The following is a 20,583-nucleotide window of genomic DNA, read 5'->3' as shown; positions in this document are numbered from 1 at the left end:
CGACCACCCCGGCCAGCCCGAAGCCCACGGCCGGTGGCGCCGCGACTCCGACCGCCAGCGCCACCTCGACGGCGCGGGCTGACGCGGTCGGCTCGGCGCTGCTGGCCGCGGGCGCCACGACGCCTACGCCGACCAAGGCCCCGACACCGGCCGCGTCGGCGAGCACCGCCGCGGCAGCGACGGCCTCGCCCACGCCGACGGCGACCGCCAGCCCGTCGGCGAGCGCGGCGACGCCGCCCGCCGACGTGCAGAAGAAGTACGACGCGCTGGTCTGCCCCGAGAAGGTGCACACCACGGACGCCCCCGCTGACTGGACCGCCGCCTGCTCCAAGGACAACACCACCAAGTACCTGCTGATGCCGGCGTCCGTCATCGGAACGGACGTCAAGACCGCCCAGGCGCAGCTGCAGACCACAGGCGGCACCGCGAACGTCTCCACCGGCCAGTGGGTCGTCTCCGTCAGCTTCACCGGCTCCGGCCAGAAGAAGTTCACCAAGCTGACCGAGGACACGATCAACAAGCCGGTGGCGATCGTCCTCGACGGTGTCGTCCAGTCGGCGCCGGTCACCAACGAGCGCATCCCCGGCGATGCGAGCATCTCCGGCAGCTTCAACCAGTCGTCCGCCGAGGACCTGGCGAACGTCCTGAAGTACGGCGCGCTCCCGTTGGCGTTCGAGAAGTCGCAGGCGGAGTCCATCTCTCCGACGCTCGGCCACAGCGAGCTGCGCGGCGGCCTGCTCGCGCTCGTCATCGGCCTCGGGCTGGTCATCCTGTACTCGTTCTTCTACTACCGGCTGCTGGGCGTGGTCGTGATCGCGTCGCTCGCGGTCAGCGGCCTGCTGGTCTACGCCACGGTCTGCCTGCTCGGATCGGCCATCGGCTTCACCCTGACGCTCGCCGGCATCGCCGGCCTCATCCTGTCCGTCGGTGTCACCGCCGACTCGTTCGTCGTCTACTTCGAACGGATCAAGGACGAGGTTCGGGAGGGCCGGACGATCGGCCACGCGGTCGAGCGGGCCTGGCCGGCGGCCCGGCGCACCATCCTGTCCGCGGACACGGTCTCGTTCCTGGCCGCGGCGGTCCTCTACATCGTGTCCATCGGCTCGGTCCGCGGCTTCGCGTTCACCCTCGGCCTGTCGACCCTGTCCGACGTGGTGCTCGTGTTCATCTTCACCCGGCCGCTCGTGACGCTGCTGGTCCGGCTGCGGCTGTTCACGTCGCCGCGGTGGTCGGGCCTGAACCCGTCGAACCGGGGCGGGCCGCTGGCGGCAGCGCGGCCTCGGCTCGCCCGGCGGGCGGCACCGGCCGACGGGCCCGGATCGCCACCTGAGACCGCGACCGCGCGGGTCGGCCGGTCAACCGGACAGAAGCGGGAGTCCTGAGAGATGTCTTCGCCGATCACCCGGTTCCTGCGCGGCCAACACGCCTTCGACTTCATCGGCCGACGCCGGGTCTGGTACATCATCTCGGGCGTACTGCTCACGATCTGCGTCCTCAGCATGGTCGTGCGGGGCTTCTCGCTGGGCATCGACTTCTCCGGCGGCGCGGTCTTCCAGTTCCCGACCAAGGGCCACTCGATCGAGGACGCCCGCGGCGCTCTGCACCAGGCTGGCGTCAACGCGGATGACGCGGTCATCCAGGAGCTGCAGACCAGCAAGCAGCTGCGGGTGCAGACCCCGGTTCTCACCGACGTCCAGACGACCAAGGTGACGACCGCGATCGAGAAGGACTTCGGAGTGAAGTCCAACGAGATCGACATCTCGACGGTCGGCGCCTCGTGGGGTTCGACCATCACCAACAAGGCCATCGAAGGTCTTGTGATCTTCCTGGTCCTGGTGATGGTGTACCTGTCCGTCCGGTTCGAGTGGAAGATGGCGGCCGCCGCGATGGCGGCGCTGGTCCACGACCTGGTGGTGACGCTCGGCGTCTACTCGCTGATCGGGTTCGAGGTCACCCCGGACACGGTCATCGCCGTGCTGGCCATCCTCGGTTTCTCGCTGTACGACACCGTCGTCGTGTTCGACCGGATTCGCGAGAACACGGCCGGCATGGCGACCTCCAGCAAGCGCACCTACGCCGAGGCCACGAACGACTCGCTCAACGAGACCCTGATCCGGTCGCTGAACACCTCGTTCATCGCGCTGATCCCGGTCGCGTCCCTGTTGTTCGTCGGCGCCGGGCTGCTGGGCGCCGGCACGCTGAAGGACCTGGCGCTGGCCCAGTTCGTCGGCATCGCCTCCGGTACCTACTCGTCGATCTTCATCGCCGCGCCGCTGCTGGTCGACTTCAAGCAGCCCGAGCAGGCGGTCAAGGCCCTCGACGCCCGGGTCACCCGGGCCAGGACGAACGCCGCCCGCTCCGCCTCCGCCGAGACGGCCAAGGCCGGGTCGGGGTCGGCGCCGGGCGGGCGATCCCAGGCCTACACCGTCGCGTACGCCACCGACGGGCCTGAGGTGGGCGACGACCGAACGCCGGCGCCGGCCGGGGCGCCCCCCCGGCCGCCGGGGACCCGACCCGCCGCCGGGCCCGGGCCCCCCCCCGCGCGCGGGGGGGGTGCCCCCCCCGCCCCGGGGCGCGGCGGGCGCCCCCCCGGCGGGGGCGGCCCCCCCCCCGGGGGGGGGGCGGCGGCCCCCCCGCGGCGCGCCGAAGCGGCGGACACGGCCGCTCCGGCGGCAGGAAGCGGCGGTAAGAAGGCGCCATGACGAGCATCGACACCCCACAGGACGCGGCACTGGCCGCGGCCACCGAGGCGCTGCGCACCCACGTGCGCGACATCCACGACTTCCCGCAGCCCGGCGTCGTGTTCAAGGACATCACCCCGCTCCTGGCCACCCCGGCCGCGTTCGGAACCGTCATCGGGGCGCTCGCCGAGACCGCCCGGCGGGTCGGCGCGACCGTCGTCGCCGGGATCGAGGCCCGTGGCTTCCTGCTGGCCGCGCCGGTCGCGGACCGGTTGGGCGCCGGGATCGTGCCGATCCGCAAGCAGGGCAAGCTCCCCGGCCGTACCGTCGCCGAGTCCTACGCGCTGGAGTACGGCACGGCCACGCTGGAGATCCACCATGACGCGGTCGGCCCGGGGGACCGGGTGCTCATCGTCGACGACGTGCTCGCCACCGGTGGCACCGCCGCCGCGGCGGCCAACCTGGTCCGGCACGGCGGCGCCGAGGTCCTCGGCCTCGCCGTCCTGATGGAGCTCACGTTCCTCGGCGGCCGCGAGCGGATCCCGTCACTGGATGTGACCGCCCTGCTGGCGATCTGACCGTCGCTCGCCGGCTCCTCCGCATCCGCCCGGTTCACGGGAGAAGCGAGGAGTGACTGCCTGCGGCCGGTCGAGGCGAGCTGCCCGGGGGAGCGTCGGCAGGATTCGGGCCGGCACTCCGCGCGATCAGCCGGGCGGTTCCGGCTCGCCGGGCAGTCATAAGACCCCTGGCCGTGGGCAGAACTGAGCCGGCAGGCCGGTCTGGCCATGGGGATCACACCGCGAGGGCCCGGGTTGCGGAAGGACCGCGGCTAACCCAGCGTTAGTCTCGAAGTCATACTTTCCGGCAGGAGCAACTCGTGCCCGACGCAGTCCCGGTGACCACCGGCGCCACGCTCCCGGCGTCCGGGCCCCCCAAGGGCCCGGCGCCGGAGCGGCGTCGTGTGCCGTCCGGGAGCTCCGCCGGCGCCGGCGTGGGCGGGACAACCGCCGCGCGGCGCGAGGAGGCGGCCGAGCCGGGACTCGGGGGCACCGAGCCCAGTCTGGACACCCCGGCGAACGGCGGGAAGGCGCTGGTCACCCCGCCGGACGACGGCTCCGGCGGAGGCATCCCAGACACCGTCGCGGACGCTGCGCCCACCCCGGAGTCGCCCGGCACGGGCAACGGCGCAGGGGGCCCCTCGGTCGTCGCCATCGGCGGTGGCCTGCTCGCCCACGGCGGTGTGCTCGCCGTCGGCCGGCTGGCCGGGCCGGGGGAGCTGCCCGAGGACGGTTCCCCGGTGCCCCCGCGGCTGGGCCACGAGTCGCCACCGGTGCCCCGGCGGCTGCGGGCCCGGCTGTCCCGGCTGTCGGCGCACCGCGCGACCCCGCCGTCGGCGCTCGACCCGGTGATCCGCGGCGTGGTCGCCAACCACCCGAAGGCCGATATCGGCCCGGTCCAGCTGGCCTTCCAGGTCGCCGACGCCGCGCACGCCGGCCAGGTCCGGGCCTCCGGCCACCCCTACATCACGCATCCGATCGCCGTCGCCGGCATCCTCGCCGACCTGGGCATGGACGTCCCCACGCTGTGCGCCGCGCTGCTGCACGACACGCTTGAGGAGACGACGCTCACCGTCGAGCAGATCCGCGAGCAGTTCGGCGACCAGGTCGCGCTCATCGTCGACGCGGTCAGCCGGCTCCAGAAGGTCAACGCCGGCGAGATGGCGCAGGCGGAGATGATCCGCCGGATGGTGATCGCGATGGCCCGCGACCCGCGCGCGCTGGTCGTCAAGCTCGCCGACCGGCTGCACAACATGCGCACGCTGCGTTTCCTGCCCGAGCACCGCCAGGAGCGCAAGGCCCGCCAGACCCTCGAGGTCTACGCGCCGCTGGCGCACCGGCTCGGGATGAACTCGCTGAAGTGGGAGCTGGAGGACCTCTCGTTCGCCGCGCTCTACCCGAAGCGCTACGACGAGATCGTCCGGCTCGTCGCCGACCGGGCGCCCAGCCGGGACGTCTACCTCGACGACGTCACCGCGCACGTGCAGAGCTATCTGGCCGCGGCGGGGATCGAGTCGGTCGTCTCCGGCCGGCCCAAGCACTACTACTCGATCTACCAGAAGATGGTCGTGCGCGGCCGGTCCTTCGACGACATCTACGACCTGGTCGGCATCCGGGTGCTGGTCGACTCGGTCCGGGACTGCTACGCGGCGCTGGGCACCGTCCACGCGAACTGGAAGCCGATCCCGGGCCGGTTCAAGGACTACATCGCGATGCCCAAGTACAACATGTACCAGTCGCTGCACACGACGGTGATCGGCCCGGAGGGCAAGCCGGTCGAGCTGCAGATCCGCACGCACGGCATGCACAACCGGGCCGAGTACGGCATCGCCGCCCACTGGAAGTACAAGGAGGACGGCCGTACCGCCAGCCGCCGCCGGGCCGCCGACCCGGACCTGACCAGCTGGCTGCGCCAGATCCTCGACTGGCAGCGCGAGTCCGCGGACCCGGGTGAGTTCCTCGACAGCCTGCGGTTCGAGGCGCCGGCCGACGAGGTCTTCGTGTTCACCCCGAAGGGCGACGTCATCCCGCTGCCCGCAGGGTCGACCCCGGTCGACTTCGCCTACGCGGTGCACACCGACGTCGGCAACCAGTGCGTCGGCGCGCGGATCAACGGCCGGCTCGTCGCCCTCGACACCGCGCTCGACAACGGCGACACCGTCGAGGTCTTCACGTCACGGGCGCAGTCCGCCGGCCCGAGCGAGGACTGGCTGACCTTCGTCCGCTCGTCCCGGGCCCGCTCGAAGATCCGCCAGTGGCACGCGCGAGAGCGGCGGGAGGACGCCGTCGTCGCCGGCCGGGACGCCATCGCGCGCACGCTGCGCCGCCACGGCCTGCCGCTGACCAGGCTGATGACCGGCGAGGGCCTGCTCACCCTGGCCAAGGAGCTCGGCTACTCCGACGTCAGCGCGCTGTACGCCGGCGTGGGCGAGAACAACATCAGCGCGCAGGCGGTCGTCAACCGGCTGCTGAGCGCGATGGGAAGCCCGGAGGCGACCGAGGAGGACGTCGCCGACGTCGTCCTGCCGATCCGCCCGCTGCGCCGCTCCACCGGCGACCCGGGCGTGCTGGTCTCCGGGACCGCCGACATCTGGGTGAAGCTGGCCCGGTGCTGCACGCCGATGCCGGGCGACGAGATCGCCGGGCTGGTGACCAGGGGCCGGGGCGTGTCGGTGCACCGCGCGGACTGCACCAACGTCGGCGAGGTCAGCTCGACGTCGGCGGACCGTTTCGTCGACGTCGAGTGGGCGCCGTCGTCAGGCTCGGTGTTCCTGGTGGTCATCCAGGTCGAGGCGATGGACCGGGCGAAGCTGCTCTCGGACGTCACCCGGGTGCTGTCCGACCACCACGTCAACATCCTGTCCGCGTCGGTGACCACGAACCGCGAGCAGGTGGCGATCAGCCGCTTCACCTTCGAGATGGGGGACGCCAAGCACCTCGGCCAGGTTCTGGCCGCGGTCCGGCGGATCGACGGTGTCTACGACTGTTTCCGTGTCACGTCTGGCGTACAGGGCTAGGCGGGCCGTGACCGAGGGAGGTGCGATGACGATGAAACTGTCTCGTCGCGCCTCCTTCGGTCTTTAGGAAAGACGGAGGGCGGGGGCGCGATGGACGCTGGGGCGCGGGCAGCACTGCCAGCCGGTGGCAGTCTGTCCCCGGACGTCGCGGCCCAGCAGGCCGTCGGTGACGAGGCCCGTCCGCTCGGCGCTGCCCGGACGGCCAGCCACCGGCTCGCCCACCTCGCCCGACGGGTCGCCTCGTCCCGGGGCGGCCAGATCCCGCCGGAGCTGCGCGGCATCGTCGAGGCGCACCGCGACTTCCACCCGAGGGCCGAGATCGGCGTGGTCGTCGAGGCCTATCGGGCCGCCGAGCGGTACCACCACGGCCAGATGCGCCGCAGCGGTGATCCGTACATCGTCCATCCGCTGGGCGTCGCCGAGATCCTCGCCGAGCTCGGCGTCGACACCACGACGCTGATGGCGAGCCTGCTGCACGACACCGTCGAGGACACCGGCGCGACGCTCGAGGCGCTGGCCGACGAGTTCGGCACCGAGGTCGCGAACCTGGTCGACGGCGTCACCAAGCTGGACAAGATGCGTTTCGGCGACGCCGCCGAGGCCGAGACGCTGCGCAAGCTGATCGTGGCGCTGGCCAAGGACTACCGGGTGCTGGTCATCAAGATCGCGGACCGGCTGCACAACATGCGCACGCTGGAGTTCATGTCGCCGCCCAAGCAGGCCAAGATCTCCCAGGTCACGCTGGAGATCCTCGCGCCGCTGGCGCATCGCCTCGGGGTCAGCGTGATCAAGCGCGAGCTGGAGGACCGGGCGTTCGCCGTCCTCGACCCGGACCAGTACCGCCGCACCCAGGAGCTCGTCGACGACCTCACCGCCGCCGAGCGGGAGAGCGGCCAGCTGGCGTCGGTCGTCTCCCGACTGCGGGCCGGGCTCGGCGAGGCGAAGATCAACGGCGAGGTGTCCGTCCGCCTGAGCCACCTGTTCTCGATCTACAAGCGGGCCCAGGACCGGGGCCGGCCGCCGCGGGACTACTACGACGTCGTCCGGGTGCTGGTGCTGGTCGAGGACGTCCGGGACTGCTACGCCGCCCTCGGGGTGATCCACGGCCTCTGGCGCCCGGTACCCGGCCGGTTGCGCGACTTCGTCGCCACCCCGAAGTTCAACATGTACCAGTCGCTGCACACCACGGTCACCGACGGTACCGGGCACGCGGTCGACATCCAGATCCGCACCCCGCAGATGCACGTCCTGGCCGAGACCGGCATCGTCGCCCGCCCGGTCGGCGAGAGCGCGGACGGCGCCCGCCTGGAGGGCCTGTCGTGGCTGCACAGCCTGCTGGACTGGGAGGGCGACGCGAAGGACCCCGGCGAGTTCCTGGAGTCGCTGTCCAGCGACCTGGACTCGGACGAGGTGCTGGCCTTCACCCCCAAGGGCAAGGCGATCGCGCTGCCGGCCCGGTCGTCTCCGGTCGACGTGGCCTACGCGGTGCACACCGACGTCGGCCACCGGGCGGTCGGCGCCCGCGTCAACGGCCGCCTGGTGCCGCTGCACACCCGGCTGCGCAACGGTGACGTGGTCGAGATCCTCACCTCGAACCTGCCTCACGCCGGGCCGTCGGAGGACTGGCTGTCGTTCGTGAAGACGGCGCGCGCCCGGGTGCGCATCCGCCGCCGCCTCGCCCGCGGCCGGCGTGAGCCCGTCGACTCCTCCAGTGGCGGCCGGCACAGCCCGGCGCCGGAGGCCGTCGTCCCGGAGGGTGCCGCGCCCGCGCGGCGCCCGGACGAGGCCCTGGCGGCCGCTACGGTGGCGCCCACGGCACCGGAGGCGCCCGTCGAGACGAGCGGGCAGCCGGCTGGCTCCGCCGCCGTAAATGGCTCCAGCACGCGGGCGCAGGCCCGTGCCGCCGCCTCTGGTGCCCTCGCCCCGACGGGGCCCGTGGTGGGCTCCCGGGACGCGACCCCGGGCGCCGGTGGCGGGCCGGTGGCGACCCCGTTCGGCGACCGGCCCACGAGCACGGCCTCCCGGCCGGTGGCGGACGACGCGGCGGGACGCAGCGACGCGGCGGGACGGAGCGAGCCGGTGGCGGCGACCTCGGCCTCCGCTACCGAGGCGGTCCCGGCGGGTGCACCGGCCCAGCCGGCCACGGTCGGCGTCGTGGCCCCCAGCCTGGCGGACCTGGCGCTCGCGGGCGCCGAGCCGGCCACGGAAGCCGACCTCGCCGTCGCCGGCGTGGCGGCGGCGCCCGGCTCCGGTGGCGCGTCCCCGGCACGGTCCGCGCCGGGCTCGGGTGGGCGCCGGTCGCGGCCGGCCCCGGCCCCCCCGGTGGAGGGCCGACGGCCGACGCCGGCCTGGGCGGGTGTGGCGTCGTTGGACGGGCGGCCGGACGCCCCGGTGCGGATCGCCCGCTGCTGCCTGCCGCTACCGGGCGACGAGCTCATCGGCTTTGTCACGCATCACGGCGCTCACCACCAGGCCGTGACGCTGCACCGCCAGGAGTGCGCGAACGCCCGGCCGGGCGGGACGGCGGCGCCGTTGCGGGAGCCGGTGGGCGTGCTGCACTGGGAGGTGCCGCCGGCGCACGCCTTCCCGGCGGAGATCGCCGTCGAGGCGTTCGACCGGTACGGGCTGCTCGCGGACATCACCGAGGTGCTCTCGGACACCGCGGCCGGACTGCGGGCCGCGTCGACCTCGACCTCCGAGGACCGGGTGGCGCACGCCCGGTTCACCGTCGAGGTGACCGGTCCGCGCCAGCTCGACGCTGTCCTGGCCGCCGTGCGCGGGGTCGGCGGCGTCTACGACTGTTATCGGGCCTGTCAGACCGCGTCGTAGTCCTCGCCCGGTAACGCGGCCCGCGATCGGGCGTTTGTCGTGAACCAGTGGTCTCGCCGCGGTCGGGCGCAATTGCATATGCACGGGCGAATTACGACCGCGAGTCTGTCGCGGTGGGCGGAGCCGGTTTCGGTTGGCGCGCATTGTCCGACAGGTCGGAATTCCGGCCTCGGAATCCGAGTCTGGTGGCGAACCGGCCGGCCGCCAACCAGGAAATGTCAGCCGGTCGGCCGTCGACCAGGTCGCCGGGCGTCGATTCCCGCGGCCAGGGCGCTTGCGGTGGGGCTCAGGCGAGCACGCGCAGCTGCTCGTCGAGGTCGCGGACCGGCTGCGAGGACTGCCACGGCACCAGCCGCTCGCGGACCCGCTGCACCCGCGCGAAGCCGAGTGAGAAGTCCGTCTGGGCGACGACCGCCAGCGCGTCGGCGGCGAACCGGCAGGCCGCGTCGATGTCACGCCGGGCCAGGTGCACGTCGGCGATGTCACCGAGCAGCAGTGAGCGCTTCTTGGTCGCCGCCGGCCCGGCGGCGCGCAGCGCCTCGATCGCCGCGGCGTAGGCCGCCGTCGGCCGGCGCAGCCGCGTGAACGTCGTGACCCGCAGGCCGTCCAGGCGGCCACGGTCGAAGAAGCCGGTCCAGACCCGGTCGTCGGTCGGTTCCGCCTTGTCGAACGACTCCTGCGCCCGGTCGAGCGCGGCCATGGCGGCCCGGCCGTCGCCGCGGGCGGCCTGCTCCTCGGCCTCCCGGGCGGCCAGCCAAGCCCTGGTCAGCGGGCTCGCGTTGGCGCCGATCCGCCGCTGCGCCTCGGCGAGCAGGGCGCAGGCCTGGTCGTGGCGGCCGGCGCCGCCCGGCTGGTAGCTCTCGTAGCCGAGCACGCAGGCCCACAGCGCCGGGTCGTCGGCCTCGCGGGCCGCCTCGATCGCCACCCGGTAGTACGCCAGCGCGGAGGCGTTGTCGCCCAGGTCGAACGCGAGCCAGCCGGCGAGCGCCGCGGTCTCGCCCGCGGTGCTGGCCAGCTGGCGGCGGGCCGGCGATCGGGTCGTCGACTCGAGCAGCTGGGCCAGCGTGGCGAGGTGGCCGGTGACCCGGCCCATCAGGGTGCGCGCGGGCACCCGTTCCTCCAGGCCGAAGAGGCCGGCGGTGTGCTGGGAAAGCTGGTGGGCCAGCTCCGGGGTGACCGGGCTGCGCTGGCGCAACGCCGCGGACAGCCGGTCCCACGGAGACTCGTCGCTCGCGCCGGCCGCCGCGGCGACCGGCCCCGCGGCGCCGCTCGCGGCCACCATGCGCAGGAAGTCGCGCCGTTCGGCCGGGACGCCGCGCAGGTCGGTCGACTCGTCCGTGCCAAGGCCAATGGACGGAACACCGTCGACCGAAATTCCGGGAAGGCCGGCCAGCATATTTCCGGCCAACGATTCCACGCAGTCGGCCATGACCGGGAATGCGGGCGGCATTCCGATCGAGGCCATTCCCGTCATCGGGTCGTCCTCGATGAAACCGAGTTCGGCGGACGAGCGGTGGAAAAGCGCGCGCAGGAGCCGCTGATAACGCAGGCTCGGCTTCTTGTCGCCCTTTTCCCACTTGCAGATCATGTTGCCGGTGACGCCGGCCTCGCGGCCCTCGTGGAGCACCGCGAAACGGCGCAGCTCGACGGCGAGGCGTTCCTGCGACCAGCCCTTCTCCTCCCGGCACAGCCGCAGCCGGCCGTTCGGGGTCCGGCCGGAGCCGGAGCCGGAGTCCGGCGCGAGGTCCACGTCGGCCGGTGGCCTGGCCGCGGGTGGGGTGTGACCAGCGCCACTACCGCCGATGCCGCGAGGGTGGGCGGCGACACGGCCGTGGTCGCCGGGGGCGCCGGCCAGGCCGCGGCGTGCGGGCACCGTCGCCGGACGGATCGCGCCCGCGCGCGCCGCAGCCCCGAGCGATATCGGCATGGCCAACCTCCAGTCAGCGCTGCTCCGCCGCTTTCCGCTGAACGCGTCCGCCTATTCAGCGCCGGCCGCGGTGAGGGCATCGGAATCCGTGCTGACTCCGGCCCGACCCGGGCTGGCGGCGAAGGGTGACAGGGATCAGGGTAGCCGGTCGCTGTGACGGATATGGGTAGTGCCCCGACGTACTTGTTCACCGTCCGTGCAGAGCCTGGTTTGCGGGAACGGAAGGTCGCAGCTCGCGCGGCCCCTCGAAACTCGTCGCGTGGCACGGGCGTGGCGCCAGGTAATCGCAGGTGCATCGGGACGTGCAACTGGTCGCCACAACGGCCGTGCCCCCTACCGTGCGGATCTGGCATGACCGTTCGCGAGCGCGCCGGAAACCGCAGATCGCGATCACGGGTTCGAAATTATTGTGCTCCGCGTGGGTAACCATTGGCCTTGGGAAGGGGTGGCTGGCCGTGACGGGGGAGGAAAGCACCCGGCGGCACGCGGTCGGGCGGACGGGCCAACGGGGCCGGTTGTCGGTGCCGCCTCATAGAGTCAGCAACCGTGAGCGTCAGCCCCCAACAACTTCGGCCCCACCAGCTCGGCGCCCCGCCGGTTCCTGACCCGAGCCCCCCCGCCCGCCCGCTGCGGGCCTGGCAGCGAGCGGCGCTCGACCGTTACCGGGCCGCCTCGGGAGCTGGCACCCGCGATTTCCTCGCCGTCGCCACGCCGGGCGCCGGTAAGACGACCTTCGCCCTCACCGTGGCGGCCGAGCTGCTGGCCGCGGGCATCGTGACGACGATCTCCGTGGTCGCGCCGACCGAGCACCTCAAGCGGCAGTGGGCCGACGCGGCGACCGGCCTCGGCATCTCGCTCGACCCGAACTTCCGGAACTCGGCCGGCGCGACGTCGCGCGACTACACCGGCGTGGCGCTCACCTACGCCCAGGTCGCCGCGCACCCCGCGCTGCACCTGGCCCGCACGAAGGCCCGGCGCACGCTCGTCATCCTCGACGAGGTGCACCACGCGGGCGACGCGCTTTCCTGGGGTGAGGCGGTCCGGGAGGCCTTCTCCCCGGCCGCCCGCCGGCTGGCCCTCACCGGGACGCCCTTTCGCTCGGACGTCAACCCGATCCCGTTCGTCACCTATCTCCCGGGCGCCGACGGGGTGACCCGCAGCGTCTCCGACTCCTCCTACGGCTACTCCGAGGCGTTGCGCGACGGCGTCGTCCGCCCGGTGATCTTCCTGGCGTACTCCGGCGAGATGAGCTGGCGCACCAGCGCGGGCGCGGAGCTGACGGCCCGGCTCGGCGAACCGCTGACTACCGAGCAGACGGCCCACGCCTGGCGCACCGCGCTGGACCCGAAGGGCAACTGGATGCCGGCCGTCCTGGCCGCCGCGGACACCCGGCTGTCCCAGGTGCGCCGCGGCGGCATGCCGGACGCTGGCGGCCTGGTGATCGCCACCGACCACGCCAACGCCCGCGCCTACGCGGCGCTGCTGCGCCAGATCAGCGGCACCGAGGCGACTGTCGTGCTGTCGGACGACCCGACCGCGTCCGACCGGATCGAGGCGTTCCGGCGTTCCGACTCCCGGTGGATGGTCGCCGTCCGGATGGTCTCGGAGGGTGTGGACGTGCCCCGGCTCGCGGTCGGCGTCTACGCCACGTCGGTGGCGACGCCGCTGTTCTTCGCGCAGGCCGTCGGCCGGTTCGTCCGCGGCCGTGGCCGGCCCGAGACCGCGTCGGTGTTCGTGCCCAGCGTCCCGGTCCTGCTGGACCTCGCCGGCCAGATGGAGGTGCAGCGCGACCACGCGCTGGACAAGCCGCTGCGCGAGCCGGAGGGGTTCGACGACGACGCGCTGCGCGAGGCCAACCGGCGCCGCGACACCGCCGACAAGCCCGACTCGCCGTTCACCGCGCTCGAGTCGAGCGCGGAGCTGGACCGGGTCATCTTCGACGGCGGCGAGTTCGGCACCCCGGCTGCCGCCGGCTCCGCGGCGGAGGAGGACTTCCTCGGGCTACCGGGCCTGCTGGAGCCCGATCAGGTCGCGACGCTGCTGCGCCAGCGGCAGGCTTCCCAGCTCGCCGCCGAGCGCGGCCGCAAGGCGAAGGCCGGGCGGCAGGCCGAGGCCGCGAGCCCGGTGCCGGCCCAGGCCGGCCCGCAGCCGGCCGAGGAGGGCCGCCCGGTCCACGAGGTGATCGGCGAGCTGCGCCGCGAGCTCAACCGCCTGGTCGCGGCGAACAACCACCGCACCGGCCGTCCGCACGGCATGATCCACGCCGAGCTGCGCCGGAGCTGTGGCGGGCCGCCGAGCGGCCAGGCCACCGCCGCGCAGCTGCAGGCCCGGATCGACACCCTCCGCAAGTGGAACTCCTAGCGGCCGGCTCCCGCCGCGACCGGGCTCGGGCTCGATGAACGCCACAGGGCTGGTCTCCGCCGGAAGGCGGAGGCCAGCCCTGGTGGGTCAGGCTCGGTCAGCCGGTCGGGCTGGCAGACGCCTTGGCCGTGGCAGAGGCCTTGGCCGTGGCGGACGCGGTCGTCGCCGGTGTGGCGGCCGCGGGCGAGGTGGCGGTCGGCGTGGCTGCCGCCGGCTGCTCCTGGTTGATCGTGATCGAGGTGATCTGCGGCTTGGTGACCGGCTGGCCGTCGGCGCCGCCCTCGACCACGCCCGGCCCGGTGATCTTGTCGAGCACGTCGAGGCCCTGGGTGATCTGCCCGAAGACGGTGTAGCCGCCGGCCAGCGCCTTTGCGCCCTCCTCGCTCGGGTTGGCGTAGTTGATGAAGAACTGGCTGCCGTTCGTGTCGGCCCCCGCGTTCGCCATCGCGAGCACGCCGCGGTTGTAGTTCACGCCCGAGGTGTTCTCGTTCTTGTACTTGAAGCCCGGCGTCCCGTTGCCCGTCGCCGTCGGGTCACCGCACTGCAGGACGAAGATGCCGGCCTCGGGCCCGTAGGTCTCCCGGTGGCAGGTCGTGCTGTCGAAGTACTTCGCCTGCGCCAGCTGGTAGAGCGCGTGCACGGTGCACGGGGCCTTGGCCGGGTCGAGGGTGGCGACCATCGTGCCGTAGTTGGTGTTGATGGTCATCGTCGCCGGCTTGGTCGAGACCGTCGGCGCGGACGGCGGCATGGCGGCGTTCTTGGCCACGGTGCCCGAGGTGTCCTTCGTGTACACGCAGTCGCCGACCTTGGTCGTCACCGCGGGGGTCGCGCTCGCGGTCGGGGTCGGGGTGGCGCTCGCGGTGGTGCTGCCACCGCCGCCCACGGTCAGCACGACGGCCACGACCGTTCCGGCGACCACGACGGCCACGATCGCCGCGACGATCGCGAGAGTGCGCTGCCGACGGCGCCGCAGGGCGTAGCGGCGTTCCGCCTGCCGCTGCGCGCGCGCCATCTCAATCTCGCGCCGCCGCCGCGTCTTCGAGTTGCTCACCGACCGGGCCTCCCTGCCCTCCACGCACACCAGACCGTGCTCGCCCGCGATCTCCCGAAGGTCCGCCGACGCCGGGCCCAGCCTTGTGAGCGCGGCTGGGTGTTGCCTTGGCGTCGGCTTAGCGAAACCTGTGGAGGCGCTGTTTCCGGTTCGCGCCCGCACCCACTCGCCGCGCGGCCGTTCCCCGGGACGGCCGCCGCGTTCGCTGGGTCCGGCGCTTACGCGGACCGCCCGAACCTACCCGGTGGCGGATCTGGCGGATTCAGAGAGTGTCGCGCCCGCCGAGGTACGGACGCAGCACCTCGGGGACAGCCAGCGTCGCGTCGGCCTGCTGGAAGTTCTCCAGCACGGCGGCGAGCAGCCGCGGGGTCGCGACGGCCGTGTTGTTCAGCGTGTAGGCGAAGTGAATCTGGCCGTCCGCGGTCCGGTAGCGCAGGTTGGCCCGCCGGGCCTGCCAGTCCTTCAGCGACGAGCAGCTGTGCGTCTCCCGGTACATCCCGAGCGACGGGAACCAGGTGTTGATGTCGTTCATCCGGTACTTGCCGACGCCCATGTCGCCGGTGGAGCACTCGACGACCTCGTAGGCCAGGCCCAGCGCCTGGAGGATCGACTCGGCGGTGCCCAGCAGCTCAGCGTGCCAGCGGTCGGACTCGGCCAGGTCATCCGCGCACACGACGAACTGTTCGACCTTCTCGAACTGGTGGACCCGCAGCAGCCCGCGCACGTCCCGGCTCGCGCTGCCGATCTCGCGCCGGAAGCAGGTGGAGATGCCGGCGTAGCGGATCGGCAGCCGCGCGGCGTCGAGGATCTCGCCCGAGTGCAGGCCGACCAGCGCCACCTCGGCGGTGCCGGCGAGGAACGCGTCGTCGGCCGGGATCTCGTAGATCTCCGCGCGGCCCTTCGGCAGCATGCCGCTGCCGACCAACGGCGCCTCCTTGACCAGGACCGGCACCGACATCAGCTGGAAGTCCCGGCCGCGCAGCACGTCGAGGGCGTAGGAGTGCAGCGCCCGCTCCAGCAGGACCAGGTCGCCGCACAACGCGTACGCGCGCTCGCCGGCGACCCGGCGGGCGCGGGCGAACTCGGCCCAGCCACGCTTCTCGGCCAGGTCGACGTGATCGAGCGTCTCGAAGTCGAACGCCGGCGGGGTGCCCCAGGTGCGCACCACCGTGTTGGCCGACTCATCCGGCCCGACCGGCGCGCCCTCCCACGGGATGGTCGGCGTCGCCAGCATCAGCTCGGTCAGCCGCTCGCTGGTGGCGGCCTGCTGCTCGTTCAGCCGCTTGAGCTCGGCGTCGGTGTCGGCGCTCTGGGCGCGCAGCTCCTCCTTGCGCGCCGCGTCGGCCTTGGCGAACTCCTTGGCGGACGACTTGCGGCGGGACAGCGCCTGGTCCTTCGCGAACTGCAGCTCGCGGTTTTCCTGGTCGAGCTTCAGCAGCTCGTCGACGTCGAGGTCGAGCCCCTTGACGCGCACCGCCTGCTTCACCGCGTCCGGGTTGTCCCGGATGAAGCGCTTGTCGAGCATGGAGTCCCGTCGTTCCTGATCGGAGTCTGGCCGGCCGGCCCTGCCCTGAGGCAGGCCTGCTCTCGTCCGAGACGGGCGTGCCCTGGCCTGAGGCGGGTCGTCACCGGCGTGGCGGCCGTCGACCGTTCGCTATAGGTCGGTTGAAGGTCACGCTATCAGCCGGCCAGACCACGCCCGGTCCTCCGAACGCCCGCGCCGCGGATCGCGTCCAGCCTGCCTTCAGTCGTGGGGGCCTACCGGCGAGGCCGGGGTACTTGGCGAGCGTGGACGCGCAGCAGGGCGCTCCCGGCGACGGCCAGCCGGCGGGGTGTGCCGACGGCGACCCGGCGGTCCAGCACCTGGTAGTCGGCCTTCTCGATCTCGTCGAGGATGCCGCCGTAGAGGCGTGCCGCGGTCCGCACGCAGTCCCGCGACGTCGGGTGCAGCAGCCGGACCCCCGGCGCCGCGGCGCGCAGGATCTCCTTGGCCCGCCCCACCTCATGGCGCAGCAGCCGGCGGACCGCGCCGTCGACCACGCCGGTCGCCAGCCGCTCCCGGGTGACGCCGAACAGCTCCATCGACTGCCGTGGCAGGTAGACCCGGCCGCGGCGCAGGTCCTCGCCGACGTCGCGCAGGAAGTTGATCAGCTGGAACGCGGTCCCGAGGTCGCCGGCGTACGGCGCCGCGGCCGGCGAGCTGGGTTCCAGGACCGGCAGCATCTGCAGGCCGATGACGGTGCCCGAGCCGTACACGTAGGTCATCAGGTCGTCGAAGGTGTCGTAGCCGGTGATGGTCAGGTCCATCGCCATCGACGCCAGGAACGCCTCGAAGTGGTCGACCGGGATGTCCCAGCGACGGATGGTGTGGAGCACGGCCGGCAACACCGACACGTCCGACCGGTACAACGGCCGCGCCAGCGCGTCGTGGCCGCGATCGCCGCCGCCCGAGCCGGCCGGGCCCGTCGGGTCGTCGCCCGGGGCGCCCTGGCGCAGCGCGTCGATCAGCCGGCCGCCCCAGTCGGCCAGCCAGGCGGCCCGCTCGGCGGCCGGCAGCTGCGAGTCGAGGCTGTCGACGATGTCGTCCGCGTACCGGGCGAACCCGTAGAGCGCGTGCACGTACGGCCGCTTCCACGCCGGCAGCAGCAGCGTGGCCAGGTAGTACGTGCGGCCGTGCTCCGCGTTGAGCCGCCGCGCCGCCGCGTAGGAGCGGCGTAGCTCCGGGTCCGCGGCGATCGCGGCCAGCTCGGCCTCGCCACCCCGGGCAGCTGTGGTCACAGCGCCTGAGGGTACGACGGCCGGTTTACGCCGCGATGACCGATCCGGGCCGTTCAGGGGAGCCGTCGGGCGAAGGCCAGCGAGAGCGCGGCCGCGGCGAGCCCCAGCCCGAGGCTGGTCGCGACGAACTGGTCGGTGATCTCGCGGAACTCCTTGCGGTAACCGATCGAGCTGCCCAGGCCCTTGTAGATCGAGGTCAGCTCGTCCCCCGAGGTCGCCCGGTGGTGGGAGCCGCCGGTCTGCTCGGCGATCTGGCTGAGCGCCGGTTCGTTCACCGGCACCGGGATCAGCTGGCCGCCGACGTCGAGGGTGCCGTTGGGGGTGCCGTAGGCGATCGTGCTGACCGGGATGTGCGCGTCCTTGGCGGCCTGCGCGGCCTGGTTGTTCGGCCGGCCGCGGGTGGTCTCGCCGTCGGAGAGCAGCACGATCGCGGCCGGGGGCACCGCCTGCCCGCTGTTCACGAACTGGCTGCTGACCGTGTTGATCGCCGACAGGCCGGCGTAGATGCCCTCGCCGATCGCGGTCGCCGGGCCCAGCTGCAGGCCGTTGATGCCGGCCTTGACCGCGTCCCGGTCGGTGGTCGGCGGCACGAGCACCGCGGCGGTACCGGAGAACGAGACCAGCCCCAGGTTGATCTTGGGTGGGAGCTGGTCGACGAACGCCTGCGCGCCCTGCTTGGCCGCGGCCAGCCGGCTGGGGGAGATGTCGGTGGCCGCCATCGAGTTCGAGACGTCGATCGCCAGCACGATCGTCGCCCGCTCGCGCGGGACGAGCTCGGTCCTGGCCGGGCGGGCGAGCGCGAGCACCATCCCAGTCAGCGAGAGCAGCAGCAGGGCCGCCGGGACGTGCCGGCGCCACCACCGCGGCCGGATCGGCAGCACCGAGGACAGCATCGACGCGGACGCCAGGCGGGCGGCGTACCGGCCCCGGCGCAGCGACGTGACGATGTGCGCGGCGAGCAGCGCCGCGACGGCCAGCAACAGCCACAGCCAGTGGGCCGACAGGAAAGTCATGACGTCCCGCCTGTTCGGGTCGCGTTCGTCCAGGGCCGCCCGCGCCCGCCGGGGCCCTCGGGCGGCTTTTGCCCGCCGGGACGAGCGGGCCGCTCTTGCCCGCCAGGACGGAGCAGCGGCACCGTCGGCGCGGGACCGGTCCCGGGCGGCCTGCCGGTCTGCGACCGGGAGCCGCCGCGGGCGCCGGCGGAGCGCAGGGCCGCCTGCCCGCGCCGGCTGGCCGCCGCGTACCTGGCGATCTCGATCAGCCAGTCGGTGTCGGTCCGCAGCCGCAGGTGTGACGCGCCGGCGCCCCGCAGCGCCGCGGCCACGTCGTCGCGGTGGCGGGCCGCGGCCTGCTCGTAGCGGGCCCGGAAGCGGCGCGAGTGCGTGGGCAGGTCGAACAGCGCGCCGGTCTCCGGGTCGACGACCGCGAGCGGGCCGACGTTCGGCAGCGACAGCTCCAGCGGGTCGATGACCTCGATCGCCAGCAGGTCGTGCCGGCCGGCCAGCGCCCGCAGCGGGCGTTCCCAGCGCAGGTCGACGGACAGGAAGTCGGACACGACGACCACCAGCCCGCGCCGGCGCGGCGGCCGGCGCAGCGACTCGATCGCCTTCGCCAGATCCGTGCCAGCCCTGGTCCCGTCGGCGGTCCTGGCCGCGGCGGCCGTCTCGCGCCCGGGTCGCGGGGGAGGCTCAGCCGGGGTCCCGATCGTCAGCAGGGTGCGCAGCAGGGCCCGCAGGCCGGCCCGACCCGGCCGGGCCGGGATCATCCGGGTGCCGGTGTCGGTGAGCGCGACCGCGCCCATCCGGTTGCCGGTCCGCGCGGTCAGGAACCCGACCGCGCCGGTCGCCGCGATCGCGAGGTCTCGTTTCTCGCACCGGGCGCTGCCGAAGCGCTGGCTGCCGGTCAGGTCGACCAGCGCCCAGGTCTCCAGCTCCCGGTCGGCGATCAGGTCGTGCACGTGCGGGACCGTCGTACGGGCGGTGACCGCCCAGTCCATCCGCCGCACGTCGTCACCGAACTGGTACTCGCGGCTCTCGGCCTTCTCGCTGCCCTGGCCGGGCAGCAGGCCGAGGTAGTCGCCGAGCAGCAGCCCGTCGAGCCGGCGCAGCACGGTCAGCTCCAGGTGCCGCAGGGTCCGCTCGACGACCGGGTCGGTGGCCCGTACGTGCTGGCCGGCAGTCTGGGTCTGGCCGGCGCCGTTGGTCTGGCCAGCAGCTTGGGTCTGGCCGGCGCCGTCGGTCCCCGGCCCCGGGCTCATGCCGGCCGTTCCTCGTCGTACTCGGGGAAGCCGGAGCTGATGTTCGGCGCCCAGCGGCCCCGCGGGCCGATCGGGAAGCCCCCGTTGCCCTGCCGCGGCGCCACCTGCGGCGCCGGCACCCCGGCGACCACGCGGGCGGCGATCTCGTCGCTGGACAGCCCGTCGGCGAGCGCGTCGTAGGACAGCACGAGCCGGTGCGGGAGCACGTCGAGAGCGACCGCGCGCACGTCGTCGGGCACCGTGTAGTCGCGCCCGCGCAGCAGCGCCAGCGCCCGCGCGGCGGCGACCAGGCCGAGGGAGGCCCGCGGCGACGCCCCGTAGGTGAGCAGACCGGAGAGGTCGGGCAGGCCGTGCTCGGCCGGGTCACGGCTGGCCAGCACCAGCCGGACGGCGTACTCGATGATCGCGTGGTGGACGAAGACCTCGTCGGCCCGCTCCTGCAGCCGCACCAGCGTCCGCGGGTCGAGCACCCGGTCGGCGTGCGGCGGGCGGACACCCATCCGCCGGACGATCTCCAGCTCCTCGCCGGCCGTCGGGTAGGGCACGTTGACCTTCATCAGGAACCGGTCGCGCTGCGCCTCCGGCAGCGGGTACACGCCCTCGGACTCGATCGGGTTCTGCGTGGCCAGCACCAGGAACGGCACCGGCAGCCGATGGGTCACCCCGCCGAGCGAGACCTGCTTCTCGGACATGACCTCCAGCAGCGCCGACTGGACCTTCGCCGGCGCGCGGTTGATCTCGTCCGCGAGCACGAAGTTCGCGAAGATCGGCCCGAGCTCGATGTCGAACGTCTCCCGGCTCGCCCGGTACACCCGGGTGCCGACGATGTCGGAGGGAACCAGGTCGTTGGTGAACTGGATGCGCACGAAGCTGCCACCCACCACGTCCGCCAGCGTCTGCACGGCGAGCGTCTTGGCGACGCCCGGCACGCCCTCCAGCAGGCAGTGGCCGCGCGCCAGCAACGCGACCAGCATCCGTTCGACCATGTGGTCCTGGCCGACGATGACCTTCTTGACCTCGAACAGCGCGCGTTCGAGCAACGCGGCGTCGCTGGTCGTGTCCGGTGCCGCCAGCACCTCCGGCCCTTCTTCCATGGCTGCATTCTCCCAGCCCCGCCGCGAGGCC

Annotated in this window: 13 protein-coding genes; 6 read left to right on the top strand and 7 right to left on the bottom strand. The window is 73.3% G+C overall.

Features of this window, described 5'->3' with window-relative positions:
- The 5 genes from secD to I6A60_RS02800 all read left to right on the top strand — a co-directional run.
- Positions 1 to 1,382 (top strand): protein translocase subunit SecD (gene secD, locus I6A60_RS02820; protein ID WP_238434605.1); only part of this gene is annotated, 1,382 nt, incomplete at its 5' end.
- A gap of 3 nt (positions 1,383 to 1,385) precedes the next feature.
- On the top strand, positions 1,386 to 2,702 hold the full coding sequence (gene secF / locus I6A60_RS02815; RefSeq protein WP_238434604.1) for a protein translocase subunit SecF: 1,317 nt from the start codon (positions 1,386 to 1,388) through the stop codon (positions 2,700 to 2,702).
- Positions 2,699 to 3,259: an adenine phosphoribosyltransferase gene (locus tag I6A60_RS02810; protein ID WP_203016129.1), complete on the top strand. Its 561-nt coding sequence runs from the start codon at positions 2,699 to 2,701 to the stop codon at positions 3,257 to 3,259. The genes secF and I6A60_RS02810 overlap by 4 nt, the downstream gene beginning before the upstream one ends.
- A gap of 299 nt (positions 3,260 to 3,558) precedes the next feature.
- The gene (locus I6A60_RS02805) at positions 3,559 to 6,255 is read left to right on the top strand and encodes a bifunctional (p)ppGpp synthetase/guanosine-3',5'-bis(diphosphate) 3'-pyrophosphohydrolase (RefSeq protein WP_203055548.1); all 2,697 of its coding nucleotides are present in this window, start codon (positions 3,559 to 3,561) and stop codon (positions 6,253 to 6,255) included.
- Between the two features lie 90 nt (positions 6,256 to 6,345).
- Positions 6,346 to 9,084, top strand: a complete 2,739-nt coding sequence (locus I6A60_RS02800; protein WP_203016131.1) for a bifunctional (p)ppGpp synthetase/guanosine-3',5'-bis(diphosphate) 3'-pyrophosphohydrolase — start codon at positions 6,346 to 6,348, stop codon at positions 9,082 to 9,084.
- Positions 9,085 to 9,370: 286 nt separating this feature from the next.
- On the opposite strand, the gene I6A60_RS02795 is transcribed toward I6A60_RS02800, so the two are convergent.
- Complete coding sequence (locus I6A60_RS02795; protein ID WP_203016133.1) at positions 9,371 to 11,011, bottom strand: helix-turn-helix transcriptional regulator; 1,641 nt, start codon at positions 11,009 to 11,011, stop codon at positions 9,371 to 9,373.
- A 546-nt stretch (positions 11,012 to 11,557) separates the two neighbouring features.
- Here I6A60_RS02795 and I6A60_RS02790 point away from each other — a divergent pair.
- The gene (locus tag I6A60_RS02790; RefSeq protein ID WP_203016134.1) at positions 11,558 to 13,372 is read left to right on the top strand and encodes a DEAD/DEAH box helicase; all 1,815 of its coding nucleotides are present in this window, start codon (positions 11,558 to 11,560) and stop codon (positions 13,370 to 13,372) included.
- A 97-nt stretch (positions 13,373 to 13,469) separates the two neighbouring features.
- Here I6A60_RS02790 and I6A60_RS02785 read toward each other — a convergent pair whose 3' ends face one another.
- The 6 genes from I6A60_RS02785 to I6A60_RS02760 all read right to left on the bottom strand — a co-directional run bounded on the left by I6A60_RS02785 (position 13,470) and on the right by I6A60_RS02760 (position 20,552).
- Positions 13,470 to 14,423, bottom strand: coding sequence for a peptidylprolyl isomerase (locus tag I6A60_RS02785; protein ID WP_203055547.1), 954 nt, complete (start codon positions 14,421 to 14,423; stop codon positions 13,470 to 13,472).
- 262 nt (positions 14,424 to 14,685) lie between these two features.
- Entirely contained in the window at positions 14,686 to 15,948 is a 1,263-nt protein-coding gene (serS, locus tag I6A60_RS02780; RefSeq protein WP_203016135.1) for a serine--tRNA ligase, read from the bottom strand.
- Positions 15,949 to 16,181: 233 nt separating this feature from the next.
- Positions 16,182 to 17,201: a phytoene/squalene synthase family protein gene (locus I6A60_RS02775; protein ID WP_203016136.1), complete on the bottom strand. Its 1,020-nt coding sequence runs from the start codon at positions 17,199 to 17,201 to the stop codon at positions 16,182 to 16,184.
- Between the two features lie 53 nt (positions 17,202 to 17,254).
- Positions 17,255 to 18,214 (bottom strand): VWA domain-containing protein, encoded by a 960-nt coding sequence (locus I6A60_RS02770; RefSeq protein WP_203016137.1) that lies wholly within the window; start codon positions 18,212 to 18,214, stop codon positions 17,255 to 17,257.
- Positions 18,211 to 19,458, bottom strand: a complete 1,248-nt coding sequence (locus I6A60_RS02765; protein WP_238434603.1) for a DUF58 domain-containing protein — start codon at positions 19,456 to 19,458, stop codon at positions 18,211 to 18,213. The genes I6A60_RS02770 and I6A60_RS02765 overlap by 4 nt, the downstream gene beginning before the upstream one ends.
- On the bottom strand, positions 19,455 to 20,552 hold the full coding sequence (locus I6A60_RS02760) for a MoxR family ATPase (protein ID WP_203016138.1): 1,098 nt from the start codon (positions 20,550 to 20,552) through the stop codon (positions 19,455 to 19,457). Before I6A60_RS02760 ends, I6A60_RS02765 begins: the two co-directional genes overlap by 4 nt.
- Between the last annotated feature and the right edge of the window lie 31 nt (positions 20,553 to 20,583).

This window comes from Frankia sp. AgB1.9 (genome assembly GCF_016786355.1).
Lineage (GTDB): Bacteria > Actinomycetota > Actinomycetes > Frankiales > Frankiaceae > Pseudofrankia.
This window is presented reverse-complemented; position numbering and strand designations above follow the sequence as displayed.

Bases quoted from the DNA above. Each gene is read 5' to 3' on its own strand.
- secF (WP_238434604.1), top strand. From the start codon at position 1,386: ATGTCTTCGCCGATCACCCGGTTCCTGCGCGGCCAACACGCCTTCGAC.
- I6A60_RS02810 (WP_203016129.1), top strand. From the start codon at position 2,699: ATGACGAGCATCGACACCCCACAGGACGCGGCACTGGCCGCGGCCACC.
- I6A60_RS02800 (WP_203016131.1), top strand. From the start codon at position 6,346: ATGGACGCTGGGGCGCGGGCAGCACTGCCAGCCGGTGGCAGTCTGTCC.
- I6A60_RS02795 (WP_203016133.1), bottom strand. From the start codon at position 11,011: ATGCCGATATCGCTCGGGGCTGCGGCGCGCGCGGGCGCGATCCGTCCG.
- serS (WP_203016135.1), bottom strand. From the start codon at position 15,948: ATGCTCGACAAGCGCTTCATCCGGGACAACCCGGACGCGGTGAAGCAG.
- I6A60_RS02770 (WP_203016137.1), bottom strand. From the start codon at position 18,214: ATGACTTTCCTGTCGGCCCACTGGCTGTGGCTGTTGCTGGCCGTCGCG.
- I6A60_RS02765 (WP_238434603.1), bottom strand. From the start codon at position 19,458: ATGAGCCCGGGGCCGGGGACCGACGGCGCCGGCCAGACCCAAGCTGCT.
- I6A60_RS02760 (WP_203016138.1), bottom strand. From the start codon at position 20,552: ATGGAAGAAGGGCCGGAGGTGCTGGCGGCACCGGACACGACCAGCGAC.